Annotated in this window: 19 protein-coding genes; 10 read left to right on the top strand and 9 right to left on the bottom strand. The window is 64.2% G+C overall.

The features are described 5' to 3' along the window. The 4 genes from CAP37_RS20280 to CAP37_RS20295 form a co-directional block, all read left to right on the top strand. The coding region (locus tag CAP37_RS20280) for an ATP-binding protein (protein ID WP_179190302.1) at positions 1-394 on the top strand (394 nt) is incomplete at its 5' end. Positions 395-468: 74 nt separating this feature from the next. Beyond that, positions 469-888 carry a hypothetical protein gene (locus CAP37_RS20285; RefSeq protein ID WP_086126525.1) on the top strand — a complete coding sequence of 140 codons (420 nt, stop codon included), beginning with the start codon at positions 469-471 and terminating at the stop codon, positions 886-888. Continuing rightward, complete coding sequence (locus tag CAP37_RS20290) at positions 888-2,048, top strand: helix-turn-helix domain-containing protein (RefSeq protein ID WP_086126526.1); 1,161 nt, start codon at positions 888-890, stop codon at positions 2,046-2,048. The genes CAP37_RS20285 and CAP37_RS20290 overlap by 1 nt, the downstream gene beginning before the upstream one ends. Before the next feature lie 296 nt (positions 2,049-2,344). Next, complete coding sequence (locus CAP37_RS20295; protein ID WP_086126527.1) at positions 2,345-3,202, top strand: lipopolysaccharide assembly protein LapB; 858 nt, start codon at positions 2,345-2,347, stop codon at positions 3,200-3,202. A gap of 277 nt (positions 3,203-3,479) precedes the next feature. On the opposite strand, the gene CAP37_RS20300 is transcribed toward CAP37_RS20295, so the two are convergent. From CAP37_RS20300 to CAP37_RS20315, 5 genes are all read right to left on the bottom strand, one after another. Then, positions 3,480-5,339 carry a phosphoenolpyruvate carboxykinase (GTP) gene (locus tag CAP37_RS20300; RefSeq protein WP_086126528.1) on the bottom strand — a complete coding sequence of 620 codons (1,860 nt, stop codon included), beginning with the start codon at positions 5,337-5,339 and terminating at the stop codon, positions 3,480-3,482. Between the two features lie 382 nt (positions 5,340-5,721). Further along, positions 5,722-5,865: a hypothetical protein gene (locus CAP37_RS21785; protein ID WP_179190303.1), complete on the bottom strand. Its 144-nt coding sequence runs from the start codon at positions 5,863-5,865 to the stop codon at positions 5,722-5,724. A gap of 52 nt (positions 5,866-5,917) precedes the next feature. Then, on the bottom strand, positions 5,918-6,325 hold the full coding sequence (locus CAP37_RS20305; RefSeq protein ID WP_086126529.1) for a PaaI family thioesterase: 408 nt from the start codon (positions 6,323-6,325) through the stop codon (positions 5,918-5,920). Position 6,326: 1 nt separating this feature from the next. After that, positions 6,327-7,787 carry a mechanosensitive ion channel gene (locus tag CAP37_RS20310; RefSeq protein ID WP_086126530.1) on the bottom strand — a complete coding sequence of 487 codons (1,461 nt, stop codon included), beginning with the start codon at positions 7,785-7,787 and terminating at the stop codon, positions 6,327-6,329. A gap of 83 nt (positions 7,788-7,870) precedes the next feature. Continuing rightward, complete coding sequence (locus tag CAP37_RS20315; RefSeq protein ID WP_086126531.1) at positions 7,871-9,091, bottom strand: threonine ammonia-lyase; 1,221 nt, start codon at positions 9,089-9,091, stop codon at positions 7,871-7,873. A gap of 308 nt (positions 9,092-9,399) precedes the next feature. Here CAP37_RS20315 and CAP37_RS20320 point away from each other — a divergent pair, with 308 nt between their 5' ends. Beyond that, positions 9,400-11,667 (top strand): ATP-binding protein, encoded by a 2,268-nt coding sequence (locus CAP37_RS20320; protein WP_373271109.1) that lies wholly within the window; start codon positions 9,400-9,402, stop codon positions 11,665-11,667. Between the two features lie 13 nt (positions 11,668-11,680). On the opposite strand, the gene CAP37_RS20325 is transcribed toward CAP37_RS20320, so the two are convergent. The 3 genes from CAP37_RS20325 to CAP37_RS20335 form a co-directional block, all read right to left on the bottom strand. Next, positions 11,681-11,965 carry a hypothetical protein gene (locus tag CAP37_RS20325; RefSeq protein ID WP_179190304.1) on the bottom strand — a complete coding sequence of 95 codons (285 nt, stop codon included), beginning with the start codon at positions 11,963-11,965 and terminating at the stop codon, positions 11,681-11,683. Positions 11,966-12,200: 235 nt separating this feature from the next. Continuing rightward, a complete protein-coding gene (gene recQ, locus CAP37_RS20330) occupies positions 12,201-14,117 on the bottom strand; it encodes a DNA helicase RecQ (RefSeq protein ID WP_086126534.1) in 1,917 nt (638 codons plus the stop codon). 4 nt (positions 14,118-14,121) lie between these two features. After that, positions 14,122-14,541 (bottom strand): rhodanese-like domain-containing protein, encoded by a 420-nt coding sequence (locus CAP37_RS20335; RefSeq protein ID WP_086126535.1) that lies wholly within the window; start codon positions 14,539-14,541, stop codon positions 14,122-14,124. Positions 14,542-14,621: 80 nt separating this feature from the next. Here CAP37_RS20335 and CAP37_RS20340 point away from each other — a divergent pair, with 80 nt between their 5' ends. Further along, entirely contained in the window at positions 14,622-15,668 is a 1,047-nt protein-coding gene (locus tag CAP37_RS20340) for a homocysteine S-methyltransferase family protein (protein WP_086126536.1), read from the top strand. A 215-nt stretch (positions 15,669-15,883) separates the two neighbouring features. After that, entirely contained in the window at positions 15,884-16,834 is a 951-nt protein-coding gene (locus CAP37_RS20345; RefSeq protein ID WP_086126537.1) for a TerC family protein, read from the top strand. Between the two features lie 6 nt (positions 16,835-16,840). Here CAP37_RS20345 and CAP37_RS20350 read toward each other — a convergent pair whose 3' ends face one another. Continuing rightward, positions 16,841-17,437 (bottom strand): cyclic nucleotide-binding domain-containing protein, encoded by a 597-nt coding sequence (locus tag CAP37_RS20350; RefSeq protein WP_179190305.1) that lies wholly within the window; start codon positions 17,435-17,437, stop codon positions 16,841-16,843. A 94-nt stretch (positions 17,438-17,531) separates the two neighbouring features. Here CAP37_RS20350 and CAP37_RS20355 point away from each other — a divergent pair, with 94 nt between their 5' ends. The 3 genes from CAP37_RS20355 (at position 17,532) to CAP37_RS20365 (ending at position 21,063) form a co-directional block, all read left to right on the top strand. Further along, positions 17,532-18,827, top strand: coding sequence for a PAS domain S-box protein (locus CAP37_RS20355; protein ID WP_086127167.1), 1,296 nt, complete (start codon positions 17,532-17,534; stop codon positions 18,825-18,827). Continuing rightward, entirely contained in the window at positions 18,824-19,507 is a 684-nt protein-coding gene (locus CAP37_RS20360) for a response regulator transcription factor (protein WP_086126539.1), read from the top strand. The genes CAP37_RS20355 and CAP37_RS20360 overlap by 4 nt, the downstream gene beginning before the upstream one ends. A gap of 146 nt (positions 19,508-19,653) precedes the next feature. Beyond that, positions 19,654-21,063 (top strand): CmpA/NrtA family ABC transporter substrate-binding protein, encoded by a 1,410-nt coding sequence (locus CAP37_RS20365; RefSeq protein WP_086126541.1) that lies wholly within the window; start codon positions 19,654-19,656, stop codon positions 21,061-21,063. Position 21,064: the final 1 nt, after the last annotated feature.

A 21,064-nucleotide genomic window follows, 5' to 3' on the forward strand; every position in this document is an offset into this window, starting at 1 on the left:
CTCCACGGTAGAGTTGGTCAATGCGCTGGAAGAAGAGAAGGCCCAAGGCAAGACAGGGCAGATGGCCCACCGGCTTGCATATGTGGATCTGGTGATTCTGGACGAGTTGGGCTACCTGCCGTTCAGTGCATCAGGAGGCGCCTTGCTGTTCCACCTGCTGTCCAAACTCTACGAGCGCACCAGCGTCGTGATCACCACCAACCTGAGCTTCAGCGAGTGGGCCAGTGTGTTCGGGGATGCCAAGATGACCACGGCACTGCTGGACCGACTCACGCATCACTGCCATATTCTGGAAACCGGCAACGACAGCTACCGATTCAAGAACAGCTCCGCACAGCAACCACCACAGACCACCAGAAAGGAGAAGACAGCCAAGAACTTATCCACAACGTGAGCGTGAAGCTCACGAACCAGGGTGGGTCAAGATTCGATGGAAATGGTGGGTCAGCTTTGCGTGGAAATCAACAGGTGGCCGAACAGAAGCTCGACCTCGAAGCGGCCGAGGTGGTCAAGCTACCCGGCCTGGGTGAGGCTGGCACGGGCGCAGCCCCGGAGGATGAAAAGAAGGCTTTGCGCGAAATCGTCTCAAAGATGAACGACCTGTTCTCAGGGCACATCACCGAAGCAGACTTCCTCGGCGCCGTCACCACCTGGCAGGGGCACCTGGCAAACGACGAGCGCCTGGCCGCTCAGGCTCGCAACAACAGCGAGGAGCAGTTCGCGATGGGCGACTTCAAGGACGCCTTCACCGACATCGTCATCGAGGCTCAGGACGCTCACAACCAGATTGCAGAGCAACTGCTCAAGGACGAGCGCATCTTTGGTGCGATGCAGCGGATGGTTGCCAAGATGGTTTGGCAAGGGTTCCAGCAGCACAAGGGTGCCTGATGATTCAGAAAGATGTGCTCGACCGTTTGCGATACGAATCCGAGGGCCCCGGAATCGATTTCAAGCGAGCCCAATACCAGCTTCTCTCAAAGGAGGAGGACAAGAAGTCTGAGCTGTTGAAAGACGTTCTTGCAATGGCGAATTCATGGCGACAGGGAGACGGCCCTGCCTATATCTTGATTGGATTTCAGGACCGAGCCCCGAGCCCCGCAGAGGTGGTCGGGCTTGATGTGCACCTAGATGACGCTCAGCTCCAGCAGTTTATTGGGAGCAAGGTGAAGCCCAAGTTGGATTTCAGTTACGAGGAGTTCGAATACGAAGGGAAGGCCGTCGGAGTTATTTCAATTCCGAAGCAGAAGCGTCCGTTCTACGTCGAAAAATCATATGGACGAGTGCATTCGAACGTGGTCTACGTAAGGCGCGGGAGCTCGACAGCAGAGGCTGACCCCTTCGAAATCGCGAATATGCGCGACTCTGACCTGGGCCGTCATTCGAGCAGTGAGGTCTCTTTGAGGCTCCTGGATGTGTGCGGCAAGCCTCTTGGAGGCGAGTACGGTCCAGCCAGAACGGCATGGGATTTCGGAGACATCTCCAGTTTGCCATTGCTGAAATCACGCCACTCTTCCTTCTCAATATCCTTGGGAATCTGCAACTCCGAGTATTGGAGAGAGCTCGCCACTTTCATCCAACAAAAAGACGGCGCAGCTTTGACCCGGATTGAGCTTCACAACGCTTCGTGTGTAGCATTAACACACTGCAAATTGGAGGTAGTTGCATTTTTAGCTGGCGAGGAAGTTTCAGTGTTGCAGGACTTTGAACTTGAGCCACGCCCAAGCGCCAACGACCTGTTTGTCGGGTTGAACTTGTCCGAGCAACAGCGGCGAACGGCGATGCGGAAGGAGCTTCCCATGGAGGTTGTGGGGGGCAGAAATACTGCAGTATGGAGAATTGACAAGCTCCTCCCGGGGGAAAGCCTGACCTGTCCCCATGCGCTCGCCCTCTTTCCCAAGGTGTCTGGTGACATTCAGATTCAAGCCAGATTTCTTGCAGCGGACCAAAGGCCTGTCACCTTTGAACCGTCCCTGCGTGTTCAGGTAGAGAACGCAGTCGCAGACTTCGAGCGGCTTCGCGACTTGGAAAGCGAGCTGGAGCCCGAGTAGTCGCTTGCATGCAGAGCACAATAGTCTTGTGATGGCAAAGCACAATACTCGTGTACCGGCAAAGCGCAATAGTCGTGTGTTGGCAGCAAGCAAAGCTCTTGGCCTTACTGGCTTGACGCCCAAGGCACGTCGCAACGGACACAAGTGCCGGTGACCCTTAGTCCCGCCGGAAGGAGGGGGGGGCGTGCGAATCGGTGAGAGGGTTGGCGGTCGATTTCTTGGGGTGGCCCTAAGATGGAAACGACGGGAGAGCTCGGCGCCGTACGGGCCGTCTTTTTGCTCCCCAGGAGGTACCCTTGCAATTTTCCGCGTTTCAAGATTCTGGTGAGTTCAAACCCAATGTGAGCCAGTCCGCATCAGATTGGGCGGAACTGGGCACGAACTTGCTCGCCGTCGGTAGGCCTGCTGATGCGGTGACAGCTTTCAGCACAGCGCTTGCTCTGAAAGAGCGTGGCCTAGACACGATTTGGCCGGAGGATGAGTTTTTCTTCCACCTGGGCGATGCTCTCCTGTACAGCGGGGATGTTTCTGGAGCCCGCGAGGCGTATCAGAAGTCGTACGCACTCGAGGATTCCGGGTCCGTGGATGAGCAAGACCTGCGGCCTTCCCGTGCCTTGCCGCAGGTGCAGCGCCTGTCTACCGAGAAGGGGGTGCAGGAGGCACTGGCCAGGCCATACCGGTCGGCGAACCCGGACATGGACTACCTCCATGCGCTGGGGTGCAGCTTTTCTCGTTGTTATTGGGAGGCGGACGCTATCGAAGTCTTGGCAAACTTTCTGCCGAGCGCAACGACTGCAGGCGCCGAGGCTTGGTGGGGCTTGGGCATCAGCTACATCGAAGACAAACGCTCGCTCGAACTTTGCAAAAGAGCGATGCGAAACTGCACCGAGTGGGACCCGAAGTTTGACCTTGCGTTCTCCGAACTTGGAAGGCTCTACGTCCTGCTCAAACAGCCTCAGGAGGCGGTGGCCTCCTTCGAGGCCGCTATGCGGATTGGCGGGCATGACCCGCAGTACTACGCGCACTATGAGCTCTATGCGCTGGCCGTTGGCCTGACACAGAAGCAGGAGCAAATTGCCGAGGTCGTGAAAGTCCTGCGCGCGCGGTCCAGCACAAACGAGGCGCTACTGCAGGCGCTGGAGGCCACCCCGTAGGTGCGTTGAGCAGGGCCCTGTGTGGGCTCGAGCAACTGCGAAACCCAGCGTGTTGCGCTGGGAAGAGATGGGTTGCTGCCCTCCGAACGCGGGGAGTCTCATTCGAACCGCGACGTATGCAATTTTCCCGTCCGGGAGCCTAGTAGGCCGTACCGTGAATGCGCTAATTCGTTGTTGTTAAAGGATTTTTTGCGTTCTTGGGCCATCAGCTTAATAACACCCCGCCCCAAGAAAAAAGCCACCGCGTGCGGTGGCTTTTTTCTTGGGGCGAGGGGTTTCAGGCCGCCAGGCGCTTCTCGATCTGTGCCTTGGTGTCCTGCAGTTCCTGTGGCAGGTGGTGCGCGAGCTGGGTGAACAGCTCGCCGTGCAGTTCCATCTCCTTGGCCCAGGCTGCGCGGTCGATGTGGGTCACGGTGCGGTACTGCTCGGCGGAGAATTCCAGGCCATTCCACTGGATGTCTTCGTAGCGCGGGCTCACGCCGAAGGCATGTTCGGTGCCTTGTTGCGCGCGGCCTTCCAGGCGATCGATCATCCACTTGAGCACGCGCATGTTTTCACCGAAGCCCGGCCAGACGAACTTGCCGGCTTCGTCCTTGCGGAACCAGTTCACGCAGAAGATGCCGGGCAGCTTGGCGCCCTGGCTCGCCAGCTTCTGGCCCAGGTCGAGCCAGTGCTGGAAGTAGTCGCTCATGTTGTAGCCGGTGAACGGCAGCATGGCGAACGGGTCGCGGCGCACCACCCCCTGAGCGCCGAAGGCGGCGGCGGTGGTTTCGGAGCCCATGGTGGCGGCCATGTAGACGCCTTCGGTCCAGTTGCGGGCCTCGGTCACCAGCGGCACGGTGGTGGAGCGACGGCCGCCGAAGATGAAGGCGTCGATCGGCACGCCGGCCGGATCGTCCCAGGCCGGGTCGAGCGCGGGGTTGTTGGTGGCGGCCACGGTAAAGCGGGCGTTCGGGTGCGCGGCCTTGGCGCCGGTTTCCTTCGCGATCTGTGGCGTCCAGTCCTTGCCCTGCCAGTCGATCGCGTGGGCCGGCGCTTCGCTCATGCCTTCCCACCACACGTCACCGTCGTCGGTGAGTGCGACGTTGGTGAAGATCACGTCGCGGTCCAGGCTGGCCATGCAGTTGGGGTTGGTCAGCGAGTTCGTGCCCGGCGCCACGCCGAAGTAACCGGCTTCCGGGTTGATGGCGTACAGGCGGCCATCGGCATGCGGCTTGATCCAGGCGATGTCGTCACCGATGGTGGTGACCTTCCAGCCCTCGAAGCCCTTGGGCGGGATCAGCATGGCGAAGTTGGTCTTGCCGCAGGCACTGGGGAAGGCGGCGGCCACGTGGTACTTGCGGCCCTCCGGGTTGGTCACGCCCAGAATGAGCATGTGTTCGGCCAGCCAGCCCTGCTGCTTGCCCATGGTGGAGGCGATGCGCAGCGCGAAACATTTCTTGCCCAGCAGTGCATTGCCGCCGTAGCCCGAGCCGTAGCTCCAGATCTCACGCGTTTCGGGGTAGTGAACGATGTACTTGGTGGTGGGGTTGCACGGCCAGGCGTTCTGGTCCTTCTCGCCCTCTGCCAGGGGAGCGCCCACGGTGTGCACGCAAGGCACAAACTCGCCATCGGTGCCCAGCACGTCGAACACGGCCTTGCCCATGCGGGTCATGAGCTTCATGTTCACCGCCACATAGGCGCTGTCGGAGAGCTCGACGCCAATGTGGGCAATGGGGCTGCCCAGCGGGCCCATGCTGAAGGGAATCACATACATCGTGCGCCCGCGCATGCAGCCTTCAAACAGCGGTTGCAGGGTGGCACGCATCTCGGCGGGCGCTTTCCAGTTGTTCGTGGGGCCGGCGTCTTCCTGCTTTTCCGAGCAGATGAAAGTGCGGTCTTCCACACGGGCCACATCCGACGGGTCGGAGCAGGCCAGGAAACTGTTGGGTCGCTTGACCGGGTTGAGCCGCTTCATGGTGCCGGCGTCCACCAGCTGCTGGCACAGGCGCGCGTATTCCTCGTCGCTGCCATCGCACCAGACGATGTGGTCAGGCTGGCACAGTGCGGCCATGTCGGCCACCCAGGCGACCAGTCGCGCGTTCTTCACATGGGAGGGGGTGTTGAGGGCCAGGCCCTGCATCACGGGAGAATTCATGGATGGGCTCCAGAAGTTTGTAAAGCGGCGAGCCTCCAAGACACCGACAGCCGCAGACGTCACGGGCGGTGACGGGGCGGCTGTCTCGGGAATCCCGGGGCAAAAATCTGCGGTCGGCGCCTGGCTGCGGTGCGGGTGGCGCATGCAGCGAAAGAGACAAAAAAACGGGCTTGTGAACCCGGTCTTGATCAGCGTGTCGGCCAATGGGGCAATTTTATGAAAGTGCCCGGATGGTTACCAAGTAGTTACATGCAAAACCCGCATAACGTGATGCATTAAACGGTTTGCGGGGCTGGATGACCGGTTTTCCGGCGCCCACCCATGAAAAAAGCCGGAGTCCCTGGCGGGATTCCGGCCTTTCAACAGGGCGCTGACGAAGCGTTCAGGCCATGTAGATGGCGATGAAGGCCAGCAGGAACATGAGCACGGCGCCTGCGACCGGCAGCACGACGGGCATGTAGGGAACGATGGACTCCACCAGATCCTGGGATGCTTCGCTGGGGGTTTGGTGGTCGTGGCTGGACATCGTGTTCTCCGTCGGTGGGTTCAAAACTTCGAGGATTTTAAGGGAAGCCGCGTCAGAGCAACGCGTAGGTGGTGCTTGCCCGGCACACGCTCTTGCCATCGTTCGCACCGGTGATGTCGATCTCGCCGAACACCAGGTTCTTGCCAGCGCGCACCACGCGCGCGGTGATGCGCGCGTCCTGGCCGGACAGAGGCTTGAGGAAGCTGGTGTTGAGCTGTACCGTTGTCATGGGTCGCTGGTTGCCGAGCTGGGTCACGATCGCCAGCACCATGGCGGTGTCGGCGGCCGACATCATGGCCTGGCCGCACAGCATGCCGCCCACGCGCGAAAGCTGGTCGTTCTGCGGCAGCCGCAGCGTGACTTCGCCATCGGAGAACGACTCGACCTGCAGGCCCATGGCCTGGATCCAGGGAGCGAACCAGTCGGCCAGCAGGCCCTGAAGGGATTCCACAGTCGTCATGTCATTCCTCGCGACGGAAACGGGCGAGCCAGTGGTCCATAAGCTTGCCCGCCGCTTCGCGCCCACCCAGGCCGAACGACAGCGCCACCGCCACCGCCACCGCGCCCAGCGTGAGGCCAAAGGCGAGGTTGACGATGTCGTCGGCAATGCCCATGGCGCGCAGGCCCATGGCGATCACCAGCGCCAGGATGGCATAACGCCCGATGCGCGCCAGGCCTTTGGTGCCGGCGCCACTGGCCCGGTCGATGGCTTCGTAGGCCACGTTGGCGAGCCAGAAGCCAATGACCAGGATCGCCGAGCCGAGCAGGATGTCGCCGCCGAAGCGGATAAAGCTGCTGACGATGTCGCTGACTTGCGCAAAGCCGAGCTGCGCGGCGGCTTCCACGGTGGCAAACAGCATGGCGAAGAAAAGGGCGACGCGGCCGACCACTGCGGAGGCGCTGGTGCGCTCGAAGGCGTGCGCCATCTGGATGCGCGCGGGCAAGGTATCGAAGCCCAGCGTGGCCAGCAGTGTGGCGAGCAACTGGCTGGCAAAGGAGGCCACCAGCCAGGTGACCACCAGAATGAGCGCCGCAGCAATCAGGTTGGGCACCGCCTGCAACATGGTGTGCAGCATGTCGGTGGCCGGGCGCGAGATGGCCTCGACCTTGAGCGCGTCCAGCGCAGCAATCAGGGAAGGAAGGAAAACTGCCACGAAGACCAGCAGCCCGATCACGCGCGAGAGCCGCACGGTTTCAGCCAGGCCGGCGCGGTTGCCCAGTTTGTCCACGCCAGCGGTGTGGCTCAGGTGGGTGGTGAGGTTGCGCAGCACGGTGGCCAGGATCCAGCCTACCCCGCCGATGATCAGTGCGGCCACGGCGTTGGGCAGCATGTCCAGCGTCTTGGTGACCATGGCGCGCAGCGGGTCCAGCAAACCTTCGAGCTGCAGGGCACCCAGGATCGCCGGCACGAACAACAGGATCACCAGCCAGAAGAGCGCACCCGAAAGACTCTGGCCGATCGGCGCCATGTCGGCGTGTTCGGAGAGCTTCTCATCCAGCTGCGTCCGGTCCAGCAGCTTCTGCGAAACCGCGCGCACCACGCTGGCCACCAGCCAGCCCACCAGTGCAAGCACCAGACCACCCAGCATGCGCGGTGCGTATTCAAACAGTTGGGTGGTGAAGGCCGAGAAAGGCCCCGAGACCAGCGCCAGGTTCAGTGAGTTGAACACCGCGACCAGCGTGAGCAGGATCACCAGCCAGAACAGCGCCAGCGCCACTGCACCCTCGATGTCCACACCGGTGCCGGTGAGTTTGCCGAAGCGGTGGTTCACGCCGATGAAGCCCAGCGTCTTGCGCGCTGCCGCCCGCACCAGCACCGCAATCAACCAGCCCAGAATGAAGATGGCCAATGCGCCCAGCAACTGCGGAATGTGGGTGCCGAGCGCGCTTTGCAGCGAGTCCCACAGGGCGTTGGTGTTCATGGCTTCCTCCTTGGGGCGATGGAAATGCGGGGCATGATCTCAGAGCGCGGCGCGCCGCGTCAACCCGACAGCACGAAGATCTCTCACAACAGCGAGGCTTCAAAGCCGGCTTCCTGGAGGCGAGCGATGACTTGTCCCACGTGCTCACGCCCCCGTGTCTGCAACACCAGTTCAATGGCCACGTTCTGCGCCGCCAGCAACGTGAACGCGCGCTGGTGGTGCACTTCGTCGATGTTCGCGCCTGCGTCGGCCACGGTGGCGGTGATGCGCGCCAGGTTGCCCGGCACGTCGCGCGCGTTCACCTGGATGCGTGCGAGCCTACCGGCGCGCACCATGCCGCGTTCGATGATCGAGGCCAGCAGCAGCGGGTCGATGTTGCCGCCGCACAGCACCAGGCCCACGCGCTTGCCCGCGAAGCGTTTGGGGTGCTTGAGCAGCGCGGCCAGGCCGGCGGCGCCCGCGCCTTCCACCAGCGTCTTCTCGATCTCGAGCAGCATCACGATGGCTTGCTCGATGTCGCCCTCGTCGACCAGCACCATGTCGTCGACCAGATCGCGAATGATGGCTTGCGTGATCTCGCCCGGCGTGCCCACTGCGATGCCTTCGGCGATGGTGCTGCTGCCCTGTGGCAGGTGCGTGCCTTTGATGGCGTTGTACATCGCGGGGAACCGCTCGGTCTGCACGCCCACGATTTCAATGTCGGGCCGGATCGCCTTGGCCGCGGTGGCCATGCCGGAGATCAAGCCACCGCCACCCACCGCGATCACCAGCGTGTCCAGGTCGGGTTGCTCGCGCAGCATCTCGAGCGCCACCGTGCCCTGCCCGGCCACGATTTCCGCGTCGTCGTAGGGATGAACGAACACCAGCCCCTGCTGGTCGGCCATTTCGCGTGCGTGCGCCCGCGCTGCTTCCAGCGTATCGCCATGCAACACCACCTCCGCGCCGAAGCCGCGCGTGCGCTCAACCTTCACGCCCGGTGTGAAGCGCGGCATGACGATCACCGCGCGCAGTCCCAGCCGCTGGGCGTGGTAAGCCACACCCTGCGCGTGGTTGCCCGCGCTCATCGCGATCACACCGCGCGCTCGTTCATCGGCGTCGAGCTGCGCCAGCTTGTTGCACGCGCCGCGCTCTTTGAACGAGGCGGTGTATTGGAGGTTCTCGAATTTCAGGAAAACCTGGCAGCCGGTGAGCTGTGACAGTGTGCGGGATTCCACACAAGGCGTGTCCAGAATCTGGCCCGCCAGACGGTCGGCCGCGGCCTCGATATCGCTTGGATGCACTTGAATGTCGTTTGGTTGCTGCATGGCGCGATTGTGAACGCGCGCTGGTCGCCGAGCTGCCGTTAAAGCCCCACAGATTCGTCAAACACGCTGCATCAGTCACTTCCATGATTGATCAAGCTGGGTTATGGTCCGATCGAATGTCCGGCGATGTCCGGCATGGCGTCACTGGAAGGACTTCTGGAGGTGTCTGAATGAACAAGCGATCGTTGCCGCCGCCGGCCGCCGCGACCCGCTCGGTGCTGGATGCACGTGAGGGGCGCTCGCCCTTCGTGGGCGAAGGGCGCGTGTTCGTGCCGCACGGCCTGCGTCAGGCGCCGGTGCTCGATCTCATGTGCTCGCACTTCGTTCTCACCCTGGCCGCCCGCCAGGGTCCGCGCTTCAATGTGCGGCGCGACCTCAACACGCTGCTCTCGCTCGCTGGCCGCCACCTCGTGTGGCCTCACACCGTGCTCTCGCGCCTGCGCGAGTTCCTGCAGCGGCGCTGCAAGGAAAACGAACTCTGGCTCGATCACGACCGCCTGGCCACCAATGGCTTCATGGAGCGCTACGGCGTCTGGCGTGGTCCCTACGAGGAAGGCACGCTGTTCTTCTATCTGGATGAATACGCCAAGGAGTCGCCCAAAGATCTGCTCTCGGTGCTCGCCGTCACCGGCGAGTGGCTCAGCCAGGCGCTGAAGAAGCAGTCGACCCTGGTGGAGAAGAACATCGACGCGCTGGCGGGCTTGCTGCAACTGAACCGCGCCGAGCGCGCGCTGCTGCTGTACGGCACCCTGGCGCGTTACCAGCGCGACCTGCGCTCGATCCTGGTGGAGTTCAAGGTCAACAACGCACCCGAGGCCTACGCGGCCATCGCCGATGTGGCGGGCGTGAAGGCCAGCGAGGTCGGCGAAGCGCTGCGCGCGGGCTCGCGGCTGGAGCGCATCGGCATGGTGGAGAACCTCATCTCCGAGCACAACATCACCGACCTGGCCGATCTCATGAAGGTGAGTGAAAAGCTGCCACCGGTGCTCATGCGCGAGTACCGCACGCAGAGCGAACTGATGGCGGTGTTCACCCGCCCGGCGGCACGCTCGGCGCTCACGCCGAAAGACTTCGACTACGTGGGCGAAGACGTGCGCCTGCTCTGCGGCCTGCTGCGCGAGGCCGTGGCGCGCAAGGAGCCCGGTGTGAACGTGCTCATGTACGGCCCGCCCGGCACCGGCAAGACCGAGCTGGCGCGCGTGGTGGCACAAGCCGCCGGGCTGGAGCTGTTCGAGGTGGAGTACGCCGACCGCGACGGCAACGCGCTCTCGGGCCGCGACCGCTACCGGTCTTTGCAGATCGCTCAGGTGTTCCTGAAAGGCACGGCGCACTCGGCGCTGCTGTTCGACGAGGTGGAAGACGTGTTTCCGCCGATCTCCAGCGAAGCCGCCCAGATCATGGCGCGTGCAGAGCACGTGGCGGCCTCGCACAGCAGCAGCGTCAGCGGCAAGGCATGGGTGAACCAGATTCTGGAAACCAATGCCGTGCCCACGCTGTGGGTGACCAACCGCATCGAGCAGATCGACCCGGCGTTTCGCCGCCGTTTTGCCTACCACCTGGAGCTCAAGAGCCCGCCGCCCGGTGCGCGCGAGCAACTGGTGCGCAAGACGCTGGAAAATGCGCCGGTGTCCGACGCGTTGGTGGCGCGCCTGACCGAGCGCAAGGGACTTACCCCAGCGCAGATTCGCACCGCGCTGCGCTTCGCCCAGCTCGCTGCCAGCCCGGTGCGTCCCGCCACGCGGCGCCGCAGCAAGGCGGCCGATGGCCCGGCCCCCGTGCTGGACGCCTTGATCGAACGCCAGCTCAAGAACGCCGACCTTGCCCTGGGTCGCAAGCCCGATCTGGTGCAGCGGCCCAGCGCCACGCAGTACAGCCTGGACATGCTCAACGTCGAGTCGCGCTACGAGCTGCCGCGCATCATTGCCGCGCTCAAGGCGCGCGGCCACGGCTGCCTGTGCTTTCATGGCGCACCCGGCACGGGCAAGACGGCACTCGCCGAACACCTTGCTCAGCAGCTCGAGCGCCCGCTCATGATCCGCCGCGCCAGTGACCTGGTGAGCAAGTTCGTGGGAGAGACGGAGCAGCACATGGCCGCCATGTTCCGCGAGGCCGAGGCCGAGAAGGCCGTGCTGCTGCTCGACGAGGCCGACAGCTTTCTGCAGGACCGGCGCGGCGCACAGCGCACCTACGAAGTGACGGAAGTCAACGAGATGCTGCAGGGCATGGAGCGCTTCGCCGGCATCTTCGTCTGCACCACGAACCTGATGGACAGCATCGACCAGGCGGCGCTCAGGCGCTTCACCTTCAAGATCCGTTTCAAGCCTCTCACGGCGACACAGCGCGAAACGATGTTCGTGGTCGAAGCTCTGGGTGGCGATGCATCGAGGCTGGAGTCTTCACTGGCCGCGCGACTCGCAAAGCTCGATCAGCTCTGCCCCGGCGATTTCGCCGCCGTGAAGCGCCAGGTGGAAATCCTCGCGGAGGCTCTGGAGCCCGAGGAATTCATGGCCCAGCTCGAAGCCGAGCACCGCATCAAGCCCGAAGTGCGCGAAGCCCGGAACATGGGCTTCACCTGACGGGCAAATCCGCTCAGTGAAGCAGAGCCATTGGGCCGCTGGGGAGTTCTTCTGGCGAATAGTCGGGGTGGTTGGACACGAAGAAGCGCAGCTTCTGGTCCAGCCGCGCCACGCGGGTGTTGGCTTCGCTCTCGCAGTGGTGCTTTGAAATCAGGTTGAACAGCTTGCCGCGCAGGAACCAAAGGTCCTTCGGTGTTTCGCAGGACATGAGAGCGGCGTGGATGCGCGTGCGAAGCGGGTCCTTGATGTCGGCCATTGCCTCGTGGAATTCGTCCACCAGGAAGTCGAGCTCAAGCACCTGGGTGTCCTGGTCGTGAACTGGCTGGGTTTTGCCAAACCATGGCAACCTGAAAAACATGAAGCGCTCCGTTGTCTGACGTCCGGGAGATGAAGGAAATCCCGGCTACCTTCCATTCATCGACAGACGAACGGCGCGCTTGAGCGTGAAACAGTTCCTAAAGAGGGGTCGCCCGATGGGCGGCGTGCCCTGTCAGCCGTTGGTGAACAGTGGCGCAGGCGAGGGGGTTGTCACATCAACCAAAAGCACTCACCACCCGCAGCACCTCGGTGCCATAGGCTTCGCGCTTTTTCTGGCCGATGCCGGAAACGCCGTCCAGATCGGACAGGTTGCGAGGCAAGCGCGTGGCGATGGCACGCAAGGTGGCGTCGTGAAAGATCACGAAGGCGGGCAGGTTGTGCTCGCGCGCCACGCCGGCGCGCCAGGCCTTGAGGGCCTCCAGGCAATCGCGCTCGGCCAGGCTGAGCGGCTGGCCATCGTCGTTCTTCACGGTGGCACGCGATGCGCGCTGGCGGCTGCCGCGCGCCACGCCGGGCGCCTTGTCGGCCAGGGTGCGCAGCCACACCTGGCATTGGCCTTTGAGGATTTCACGCGCCCCATCGGCCAGGTGCAGCGTGTTGTAGGGCGCGTCGTGCACCTGCACGGCTTCACGCGCAATCAGCTGGCGCAGCAGGGCGCGCCACTGCGTTTCCGACCAGTCGGCGCCGATGCCGAAGGTGGAGAGCTTGTCGTGCCCGTGCTGCGTCATCTTCTCGGTCGACTTGCCGCGCAGGATGTCCATGATGTGGCCGGCACCGAAAGCCGTGCCGCTGGCTTGTTGCACACGGTAAATGCAGGAGAGCAGCTTGCGCGCCGATTCGGTGGCGTCGTGCAGCTCCGGCGGATGCAGGCAGTTGTCGCAATTGCCGCAGGGCTGGCTGTCTTCGCCGAAATACTTCAGCAATCTGACCCGACGGCAATCCGAGGCTTCAGCCAGCCCCAGCAACGCGTCGAGCTTGCCGCGCAGCACCTGCTTGAACTCGTCCGCCGCCGGGCTCTCGTCGATCATGCGGCGCTGGTTCACGACGTCCTGCAGGCCGTAGGCCATCCAGGCATTCGCGGGCTCGCCATCGCGGCCCGCGCGGCCGGTTTCCTGGTAGTAGCCTTCGATGTTCTTGGGCATGTCGAGGTGGGCGACAAAGCGCACATCGGGCTTGTCGATGCCCATGCCAAAGGCGATGGTGGCCACCATGATCACGCCTTCCTCGCGCAGAAAACGGTCCTGGTGCCGCTGGCGCACCGCGCCGTCCAGGCCGGCGTGGTACGGCAACGCGTTCAGCCCCGCCTCGCACAGCATCGCGGCCACCTCTTCCACGCGGCGGCGCGACTGGCAGTAGATGATGCCGGCGTCGTGCCCGTCGGGGCCCGTGTGTTCGTCGCGGATGAAGCGCAGCAACTGCGTGGTGGCGTCCTTCTTCTCCACCAGCTGGTAGCGGATGTTGGGCCGGTCGAAACTGCTGATGAAGGTGCGCGCCTGCTGCAGCTGCAGGCGCTCGACGATGTCGGCCCGTGTGAGGTCGTCGGCCGTGGCGGTGAGGGCCACGCGCGGCACGCCGGCGTAGCGCTCGTGCAGCACCACCAGCGCGCGGTATTCGGGGCGGAAGTCGTGGCCCCACTGGCTGACGCAGTGCGCCTCGTCAATCGCGAACAGGCTGAGCTTGCCGCGCTCCTGAAGCGAATCCAGCAACGCCAGAAAGCGCGGTGTGGTCAGGCGCTCGGGCGCGGCGTACAGCAGCGTGAGCTCGCCGCGCAGCATCTGTTTTTCGACCTTCTGGGCGTCTTCGCTGGACAGGCTGGAGTTGAGGAAGGCGGCCGCCACGCCGGCCTCCTTCAGGGCGCCCACCTGGTCGTGCATCAGCGCGATCAGCGGCGACACCACCACCGCAAGCCCTTGCCCAGCGCGCTCGCGCACGATCGCCGGCACCTGGTAACACAGCGACTTGCCGCCGCCCGTGGGCATGAGCACCAGGGCATCGCCGCCCCCACCCACATGCGTCACGATCTCGGCTTGCGGACCGCGGAAGGCGTCGTAGCCGAACACCTCGTGCAGCACGCCGAGGCTGTTTTCCAGCAGTTCGCCCGCGGGGGCGATGTCGATGGTGTCTTCGTGCATCGGGCTACATCTGTTCCCAGGGCAGGCCGTCGAAGCGCCAGCCGTTGAGGCTGGAGCGCTTGAAGGATTCGTTCAGCTCACCCTCGAAACCGTGCACCACGTGAGCCACGTCGGTGAAGCCGGCGGCTTCCAGCGCCTTGCCCGCATCGAGCGTGCGCTTGCCGCTGCGGCAGATGAGCAGCACGGGGCGCTCCTTGTCGCCGGCTTCTGCCGCCACCGCCTCTGCAAATCGCGCCGGGTCGGGCGTGAGGTCGGGGTACTCGTACCAGGGGATGTTTTCCACGCCGGGCGGGCGCCCCACATAGAGCGATTCGATCTCCATGCGCACGTCCACGAACAGCGGTGGCTCTTCGCCACGGGCGACGCGTTGTTCGCGCTCGGCCTGCAGCCAGGCCCAAGCCTGCTGAGGCGTGAGGTGTTTCATGCCCGGTATTGTCGGGGAATTCACAGGGCCGCCCGTCTGGCGCCACCCGGCCCACCCACGGTGCTTCTTACAATCCGGGCATGAAAGTCCCAGCCTACACCCGCGCCCAGGCGCTGCCCGAGTTCCTCCAGCAACGCATCGCCGTCCTCGATGGCGCCATGGGCACCATGATCCAGCGCTTCAAGCTCGACGAAGCGCAGTACCGGGGCGAACGCTTCAAGGACTTTCACAAGGACGTGAAGGGCAACAACGAACTGCTGAGCCTGACGCGGCCCGATGTGATCCGCGACATCCACGAAGGCTACCTGGCCGCCGGTGCCGACCTGATCGAGACCAACACCTTTGGTGCCACCACCATCGCGCAGGACGACTACGAGATGGGCCACCTGGCGCGCGAGATGAATCTGCAATCGGCCCGCATCGCGCGCGCCGCCTGCGACAAATTCAGCACGCCCGACAGGCCGCGTTTCGTGGCCGGCGCCCTGGGCCCCACGCCCAAGACCGCCAGCATCAGCCCCGACGTGAACGACGCCGGCGCGCGCAACGTCACCTTCGAGCAACTGCGCGCGGCTTACCTGGAGCAGGTGCAGGCGCTGGTGGAGGGTGGTGCCGACGTGCTGCTGGTCGAGACGATCTTCGACACCCTCAATGCCAAGGCCGCGCTGTTTGCCATCGACGAGTTCTTCGAGCAGTCCGGCGAGCGCCTGCCGCTCATCATCAGCGGCACCGTGACCGATGCCTCCGGGCGCATCCTCAGCGGCCAGACGGTAAGCGCCTTCTGGGCCAGCGTGCGCCACCTGCAGCCGCTGGCCGTGGGTTTGAACTGCGCGCTCGGCGCCGCGCTCATGCGGCCCTACATTCAGGAGCTGTCCAAGGTGGCGGGCGACACCTTCATCAGCTGTTACCCCAACGCCGGCCTGCCCAACCCCATGAGCGACACCGGGTTTGACGAGACGCCCGAAGACACCAGCCGCCTGCTGCGCGAGTTCGCCGCCGAAGGCCTGGTCAACATCGTGGGCGGCTGCTGCGGCACCACGCCGGATCACATCGCGGCCATTCACAAGAGCGTGAACCCGCTCGCGCCGCGTGCCCTGCGCAAGGACTTCTTCTACAAGGAAGCGGCCTAATTCCCGATACCTTGCGGGGTCAATCGGCCTCGCACACAATCGGCGTTCCCTTCAAGGGGAGTAGTCAGCTTGCCACCCGGCGCCATGCCGGGTTTCGGTGAGCGGGGTTTTCGTCAATACGCAGCCTGACGGCCGCCGGAAACCCCCAGCCACGCATTCAAGCGTGGCGGTGGCAAGACCTTGGGGTGTTTGTTCAACACCAACCCGAGGTTTTTATGGAAAGCATTGCCCCGCTGTGGCTGTGGGTCGTCTTCGTCGTGTTCGTCGTCGCGGCCCTGTTTGTCGATTTTGTCGTGCTCAAGAAGCAGGGCTCCCACGCCGTGGGCGTGAAGGAAGCGCTCAACTGGTCGCTCATCTGGGTGGCCTTGAGCTTTGTCTTCAACGCGCTTTTCTGGTGGGCGGTGAAAGACACCACCGGTTCGAGTGCGCTGGCCAACGAGAAATCGCTGGAGTTCCTCACCGGCTACCTCATCGAGAAGAGCCTGGCGGTGGACAACATCTTTGTCTTCCTGCTCATCTTCACCTACTTCGCCGTGCCGGCGGAGTTTCAGAAACGCGTGCTCATGATCGGCATCGTGGGCGCCATCGTGCTGCGCACGGTGATGATCCTGGTGGGCGGCTGGCTGATCTCGGAGTTCCACTGGGTGCTGTATGTGTTCGGCGCGTTCCTGGTGCTCACCGGCATCAAGATGTGGTGGGCCGCCGGCAAGGAGTCCAGCCTGGACGACAACCCCGCGCTGAAACTGCTGCGCAAGGTGCTGCCCGTGAGCAAGGGCTTTGATGGCGAGAAGTTTTTCACCATCGAGAACGGCAAGCGCATCGCCACGCCGCTCTTCATGGTGATCTGCCTCGTGGGCCTGACCGACGTGATCTTCGCGGTGGACTCCATCCCCGCCATCTTCGCCATCACGCAGGACCCGTTCATCGTGCTCACGAGCAATGTGTTTGCCATCCTCGGCCTGCGCGCCATGTTCTTCCTGCTGCAGGCCGCCGCCGGGCGTTTCCACCTGCTCAACTACGGGCTGGCGCTGATCCTGGTGTTCATCGGCGGCAAGATGCTGTTGATCGACATCTACAAGATTCCGGTGGCGGTGTCCCTGGGCGTGGTGTTCACCATTCTGGCCATCACCATGCTCTGGAGCAGCAAGACGGCCCCGAACACTTGAAGCCGTTCAGTCTGGAATCAGCCGGTCGATTTCCTTCTGCATGGAAAAGACCAGCTGGCTGTAGAGGTGCAGCTTTATGTCGGTCTGCCGCAGGCGCGCGCTCAGTCGCTGGGCCACGGCGCTGAGCAGCTTGGCGGCGGCGGTGGGTTCCTCGAGGATCAGGGCCTCGAGGGATTTGCGCGTGAGCACGGCGCACTGCACGGCGGTGCTCGCGGTGCAGGTGGCCGAGCGGGCAGCGCCGTCCATGAGCGAGATCTCGCCCATCAGGCTGCCCGGCCCCAGCACATTCACGGTCAGCTTGTCGAGGCGGCTGACCACGTCGGCCTCCACGGTCACTTCCCCATCGACCACCAGCGCCATGAAGCCGTCGTCACCGGTGCCGCCGCTGGCGCCCTGGCGGATGATGGCTTCGCCTTCCGCATAGCGCCGCAGCTCCATGAAGCCCATGGCCGTGAGGGCCTCGGCCTCGCTGAGCTGCACCAGCGCATGCGATGAACGCAGCAACTGCGCCGCCCGCAAGGCGGTGGGTGAGCCTTTCACGCGCGCGCGCCTGGCACCCGAAGCATTCAGGTGCGGGTTGAACAGTCGCTGGAGCAGGGCCATGGCAAGGAAGGCTGAGAGCAGGAACGAGCCGCGATTGTCGTCGGTCGAAGGGCGATGCACCGCTTTGGCACATCCGTTGCTTGGGGGATGTTCCATGCCGCTCGAATCTTCCGCCATCGTCAGCCGCCCGGAGGCGCCCCCCACCGACGCGTGGCGCGACCCGCTGGGCCTGTTGCTGGCCTCCACCGGCGAAGGCGTGTTCGGCGTGGACCTGGACGGTCTTTGCGTCTTCATCAACCATGCCGGCGCCCGCATGATCGGCTTCGTGCCCGACGAGCTGCTGGGTTGCAACATGCACGAGCTCACCCACCATTCGCATGCCGACGGCCTGCACTACCCGGTGGAAGACTGCCCGATCTTCAACGCCTTTCGCCAGGGCCTGCCCTGCCGCATCGACAGCGAGGTGTTCTGGCGCCGCGATGGCACGTCGTTCCCGGTCGAGTACTCCAGCCACCCGATCGTGGACGGCGGCCAGGTGCGTGGCGCGGTGGTGACCTTTGTCGACATCACCGAGCGCAAGCGTGCCGCCGACGCGCTGCGGCGCGCCAAGGATGAGCTGGAAGAGCGCGTGCGCGAGCGCACACTCGCACTGGAGACGGCGCTGAAACAAGTGCGTGAACTGGCAGCGTGGTCTGAGACCGTGCGCGAGGACGAGCGCACTCGCATCGCCCGCGAGGTGCACGACGAGCTGGGCAGCCTGCTGGTGGCGCTCAAGATGGACGTGAACTGGATGGACAAGCGCCTGGCCGAACAGGAGCAGCGAACCGCCGAAGCCGCGCACGACATGCGCGACCGCATGCGCTGCAAATGCCAGAACATGAGCCGACTGATCGAGAACGCGGTGGACAACGTCGGCCGCATCATCACCGACCTGCGCCCCAGCATCCTGGACCACCAGGGCCTGTGGGCTGCGCTGGAATGGCAGGCGCAGGAATTCGTGCAGTCGGCCGAGATGGCCCTGGATTGGTGCACGGCCGTGAGCGACGAGCCCGACCCTCCCGAACCGCTGGCCATGGCGGTGTTCCGAATCTTTCAGGAAATGCTCAGCAACGTCGGCCGCCACGCCAGTGCCGACCGCCTGAGTGTGGACATCGTCGTGCAGGAGACCGTGCTGCGCCTGACGGTGCAAGACAATGGCGTGGGCGCACCAGCGCAGGCCTTTGAAGCCGCAGATGCCTACGGCGTGATGGGCATGCGCGAGCGGGCGAGGCATTTCGGCGGCGACATACAAATCGACAGCGCACCAGGAAGGGGCACGCGAATGTGTTTGACTTTGACGCTTCCCCCCGCGCCGCCTGCGGCGTCACCCCCACGGGGGGCGACACCAGAGGCCCGTCCTGAGCCTGTCGAAGGGCGGTTCCTCGGTGTCCCTGGATCGGAGCACCCATGAACACATCGTTTGATCTTCTGGCCGAAACCATCCGCGTGCTCATCGGCGACGACCACCGCATCGTGCGCGAAGGGCTCAAACAGATCCTGGCGGACGCGCCCGACGTGCAGGTGGTGGCCGAAGCGCAGACCGGTGAAGAGGTGCTGGCGCAGGTGCGCGAACTGGGCGGCAGCCTGGGGCTCGATCTGGTGCTGCTCGATATCGCCATGCCCGGACTCGATGGGCTCGATGTGCTGCAGACCATCAAGCGCGAGCACCCGCGCCTGCCCGTGCTGATGCTCAGCACCTACCCGGAGAAGCAGTACGCGGTGCGCTGCATTCGCCTGGGGGCCTGCGGCTACCTGAACAAAAGCGCCGACCCTGACGACATGCTGGCGGCGGTGCGCAAGGCCGCGGGTGGTGCGGTGTTCGTGAGCCAGGCCACGGCCGAGGCGCTGGCCGCCGCCGTGGGCAGCACCGGCGCGCAGGCCGGGCCCGAAGCGCTCTCGCACCGCGAGTACCAGGTGTACCGCTTGCTCACGCAGGGCCGCACCGTGAGCGAGATTGGTGCACAGCTGGGCCTGGCGCCCAACACGGTGAGCACCTACCGCGCGCGCATCCTGGAAAAGACCGGCGCGAAGAACGACGTGGAGCTCGCGCTGTACGCCGAGCGCCACGCCCGCGCGCCCAAAACCGCCTGAACGGCGCGGATTTGTAGGGCTGGCCCTACACGGCGTCGTCAGGCGTCCCACGAAATCCGGCAGGACGCCGCCCGACGGTCGCGCTGGCACGGGTTCTGGCCCGTTGCTTGCAAATGCCACCTCGTCTTCAACTCACGAGGTGCGCCATGTCCGAATTCTTCGATCCCTACAACGCCGACCGTCCGCTCATGATGAAGTGCAGCTGCGGGCGCGACCACACCGTGGCCGACCACCACGCCGAAGTGGCCGCCGACGGTGCGGCGATCGAGCTGCGCCAGCGCAGCGAGACCGCCGAGTTCGAGGCCTACAGCAACGAGTTCATTGAAGCGACGCTGGTCAAGGCGCTGTTCCCGCACGACGAAGTGCGTCGCCGCTTCCTGCGCGCGGTGGGCAAGGGCACGGCGATGGCCGCCATTGCCAGCGTGCTGCCGGTGACCAGCCTGCAGGCCATGGCGCAGGAGAAGCAGGGCGCGCTGGAGAAGACCAACCTCAAGATCGGCTTCATTCCCATCACCTGCGCCACGCCGCTGATCATGGCGCACCCGCTGGGCTTCTACAGCAAGCAGGGCCTGAATGTGGAAGTCACCAAGACGGCCGGCTGGGCCCTGGTGCGCGACAAGATGATCAACAAGGAGTACGACGCCTCGCACTTCCTTTCGCCCATGCCACTGGCGATCAGCCTGGGCCTGGGCAGCAATGCCGTGCCGATGAACGTGGCCACGGTGCAGAACATCAACGGCCAGGCGATCACGCTGGCGCTGAAGCACAAGGACAACCGCGATCCAAAGAACTGGAAGGGCTTCAAGTTCGGCATCCCGTTCGATTATTCGATGCACAACTTTTTGCTGCGCTACTACCTGGCCGAGAACGGCCTGAACCCGGACACCGACGTGCAGCTGCGCGTGATCCCGCCGGCCGAGATGGTGGCCAACCTGCGCGCCGGCAACATCGACGGCTTCCTCGGCCCCGATCCGTTCAACCAACGCGCCGTGTTCGATGAAGTGGGCTTCATCCACGTGCTCACCAAAGACCTCTGGAACGGCCACCCCTGCTGCGCCTTCGGCACCAGCACCGAGTTCATCCAGAAGAACCCCAACACCTTCGCGGCGCTCTACCGTGCGGTGCTCACCTCGGCCGCCATGGCGCGAGACCCGAAGAACCGCGAGCTCATTGCCAAGGTGATCGCGCCCAGCCAGTACCTGAACCAGCCCGAGGCCGTGCTCACGCAGGTGCTCACCGGCCGCTTCGCCGACGGCCTGGGCAAGATCCAGACCGTGCCGGATCGCGCCGACTTCGACCCGATGCCCTGGCAGAGCATGGCCGTTTGGATGCTCACGCAGATGCAGCGCTGGGGCTACATCAAGGGCGATGTCGACTACAAGCAGGTGGCCGAGAAGGTGTTCCTGATCACCGATGCGCGCAAGTACATGAAGGACCTGGGCCAGCCGTTCGCGCCGGGTTCGGGCTACACGAAGCACACCATCATGGGCAAGCCGTTCGATGCCGCAAAGCCCGCCGAGTATTTGAAGAGCTTCGCCATCAGCAAGGCGGCCTGAC

The sequence above is a fragment of the Hydrogenophaga sp. IBVHS1 genome (assembly GCF_002127265.1).
GTDB lineage: Bacteria > Pseudomonadota > Gammaproteobacteria > Burkholderiales > Burkholderiaceae_C > Hydrogenophaga.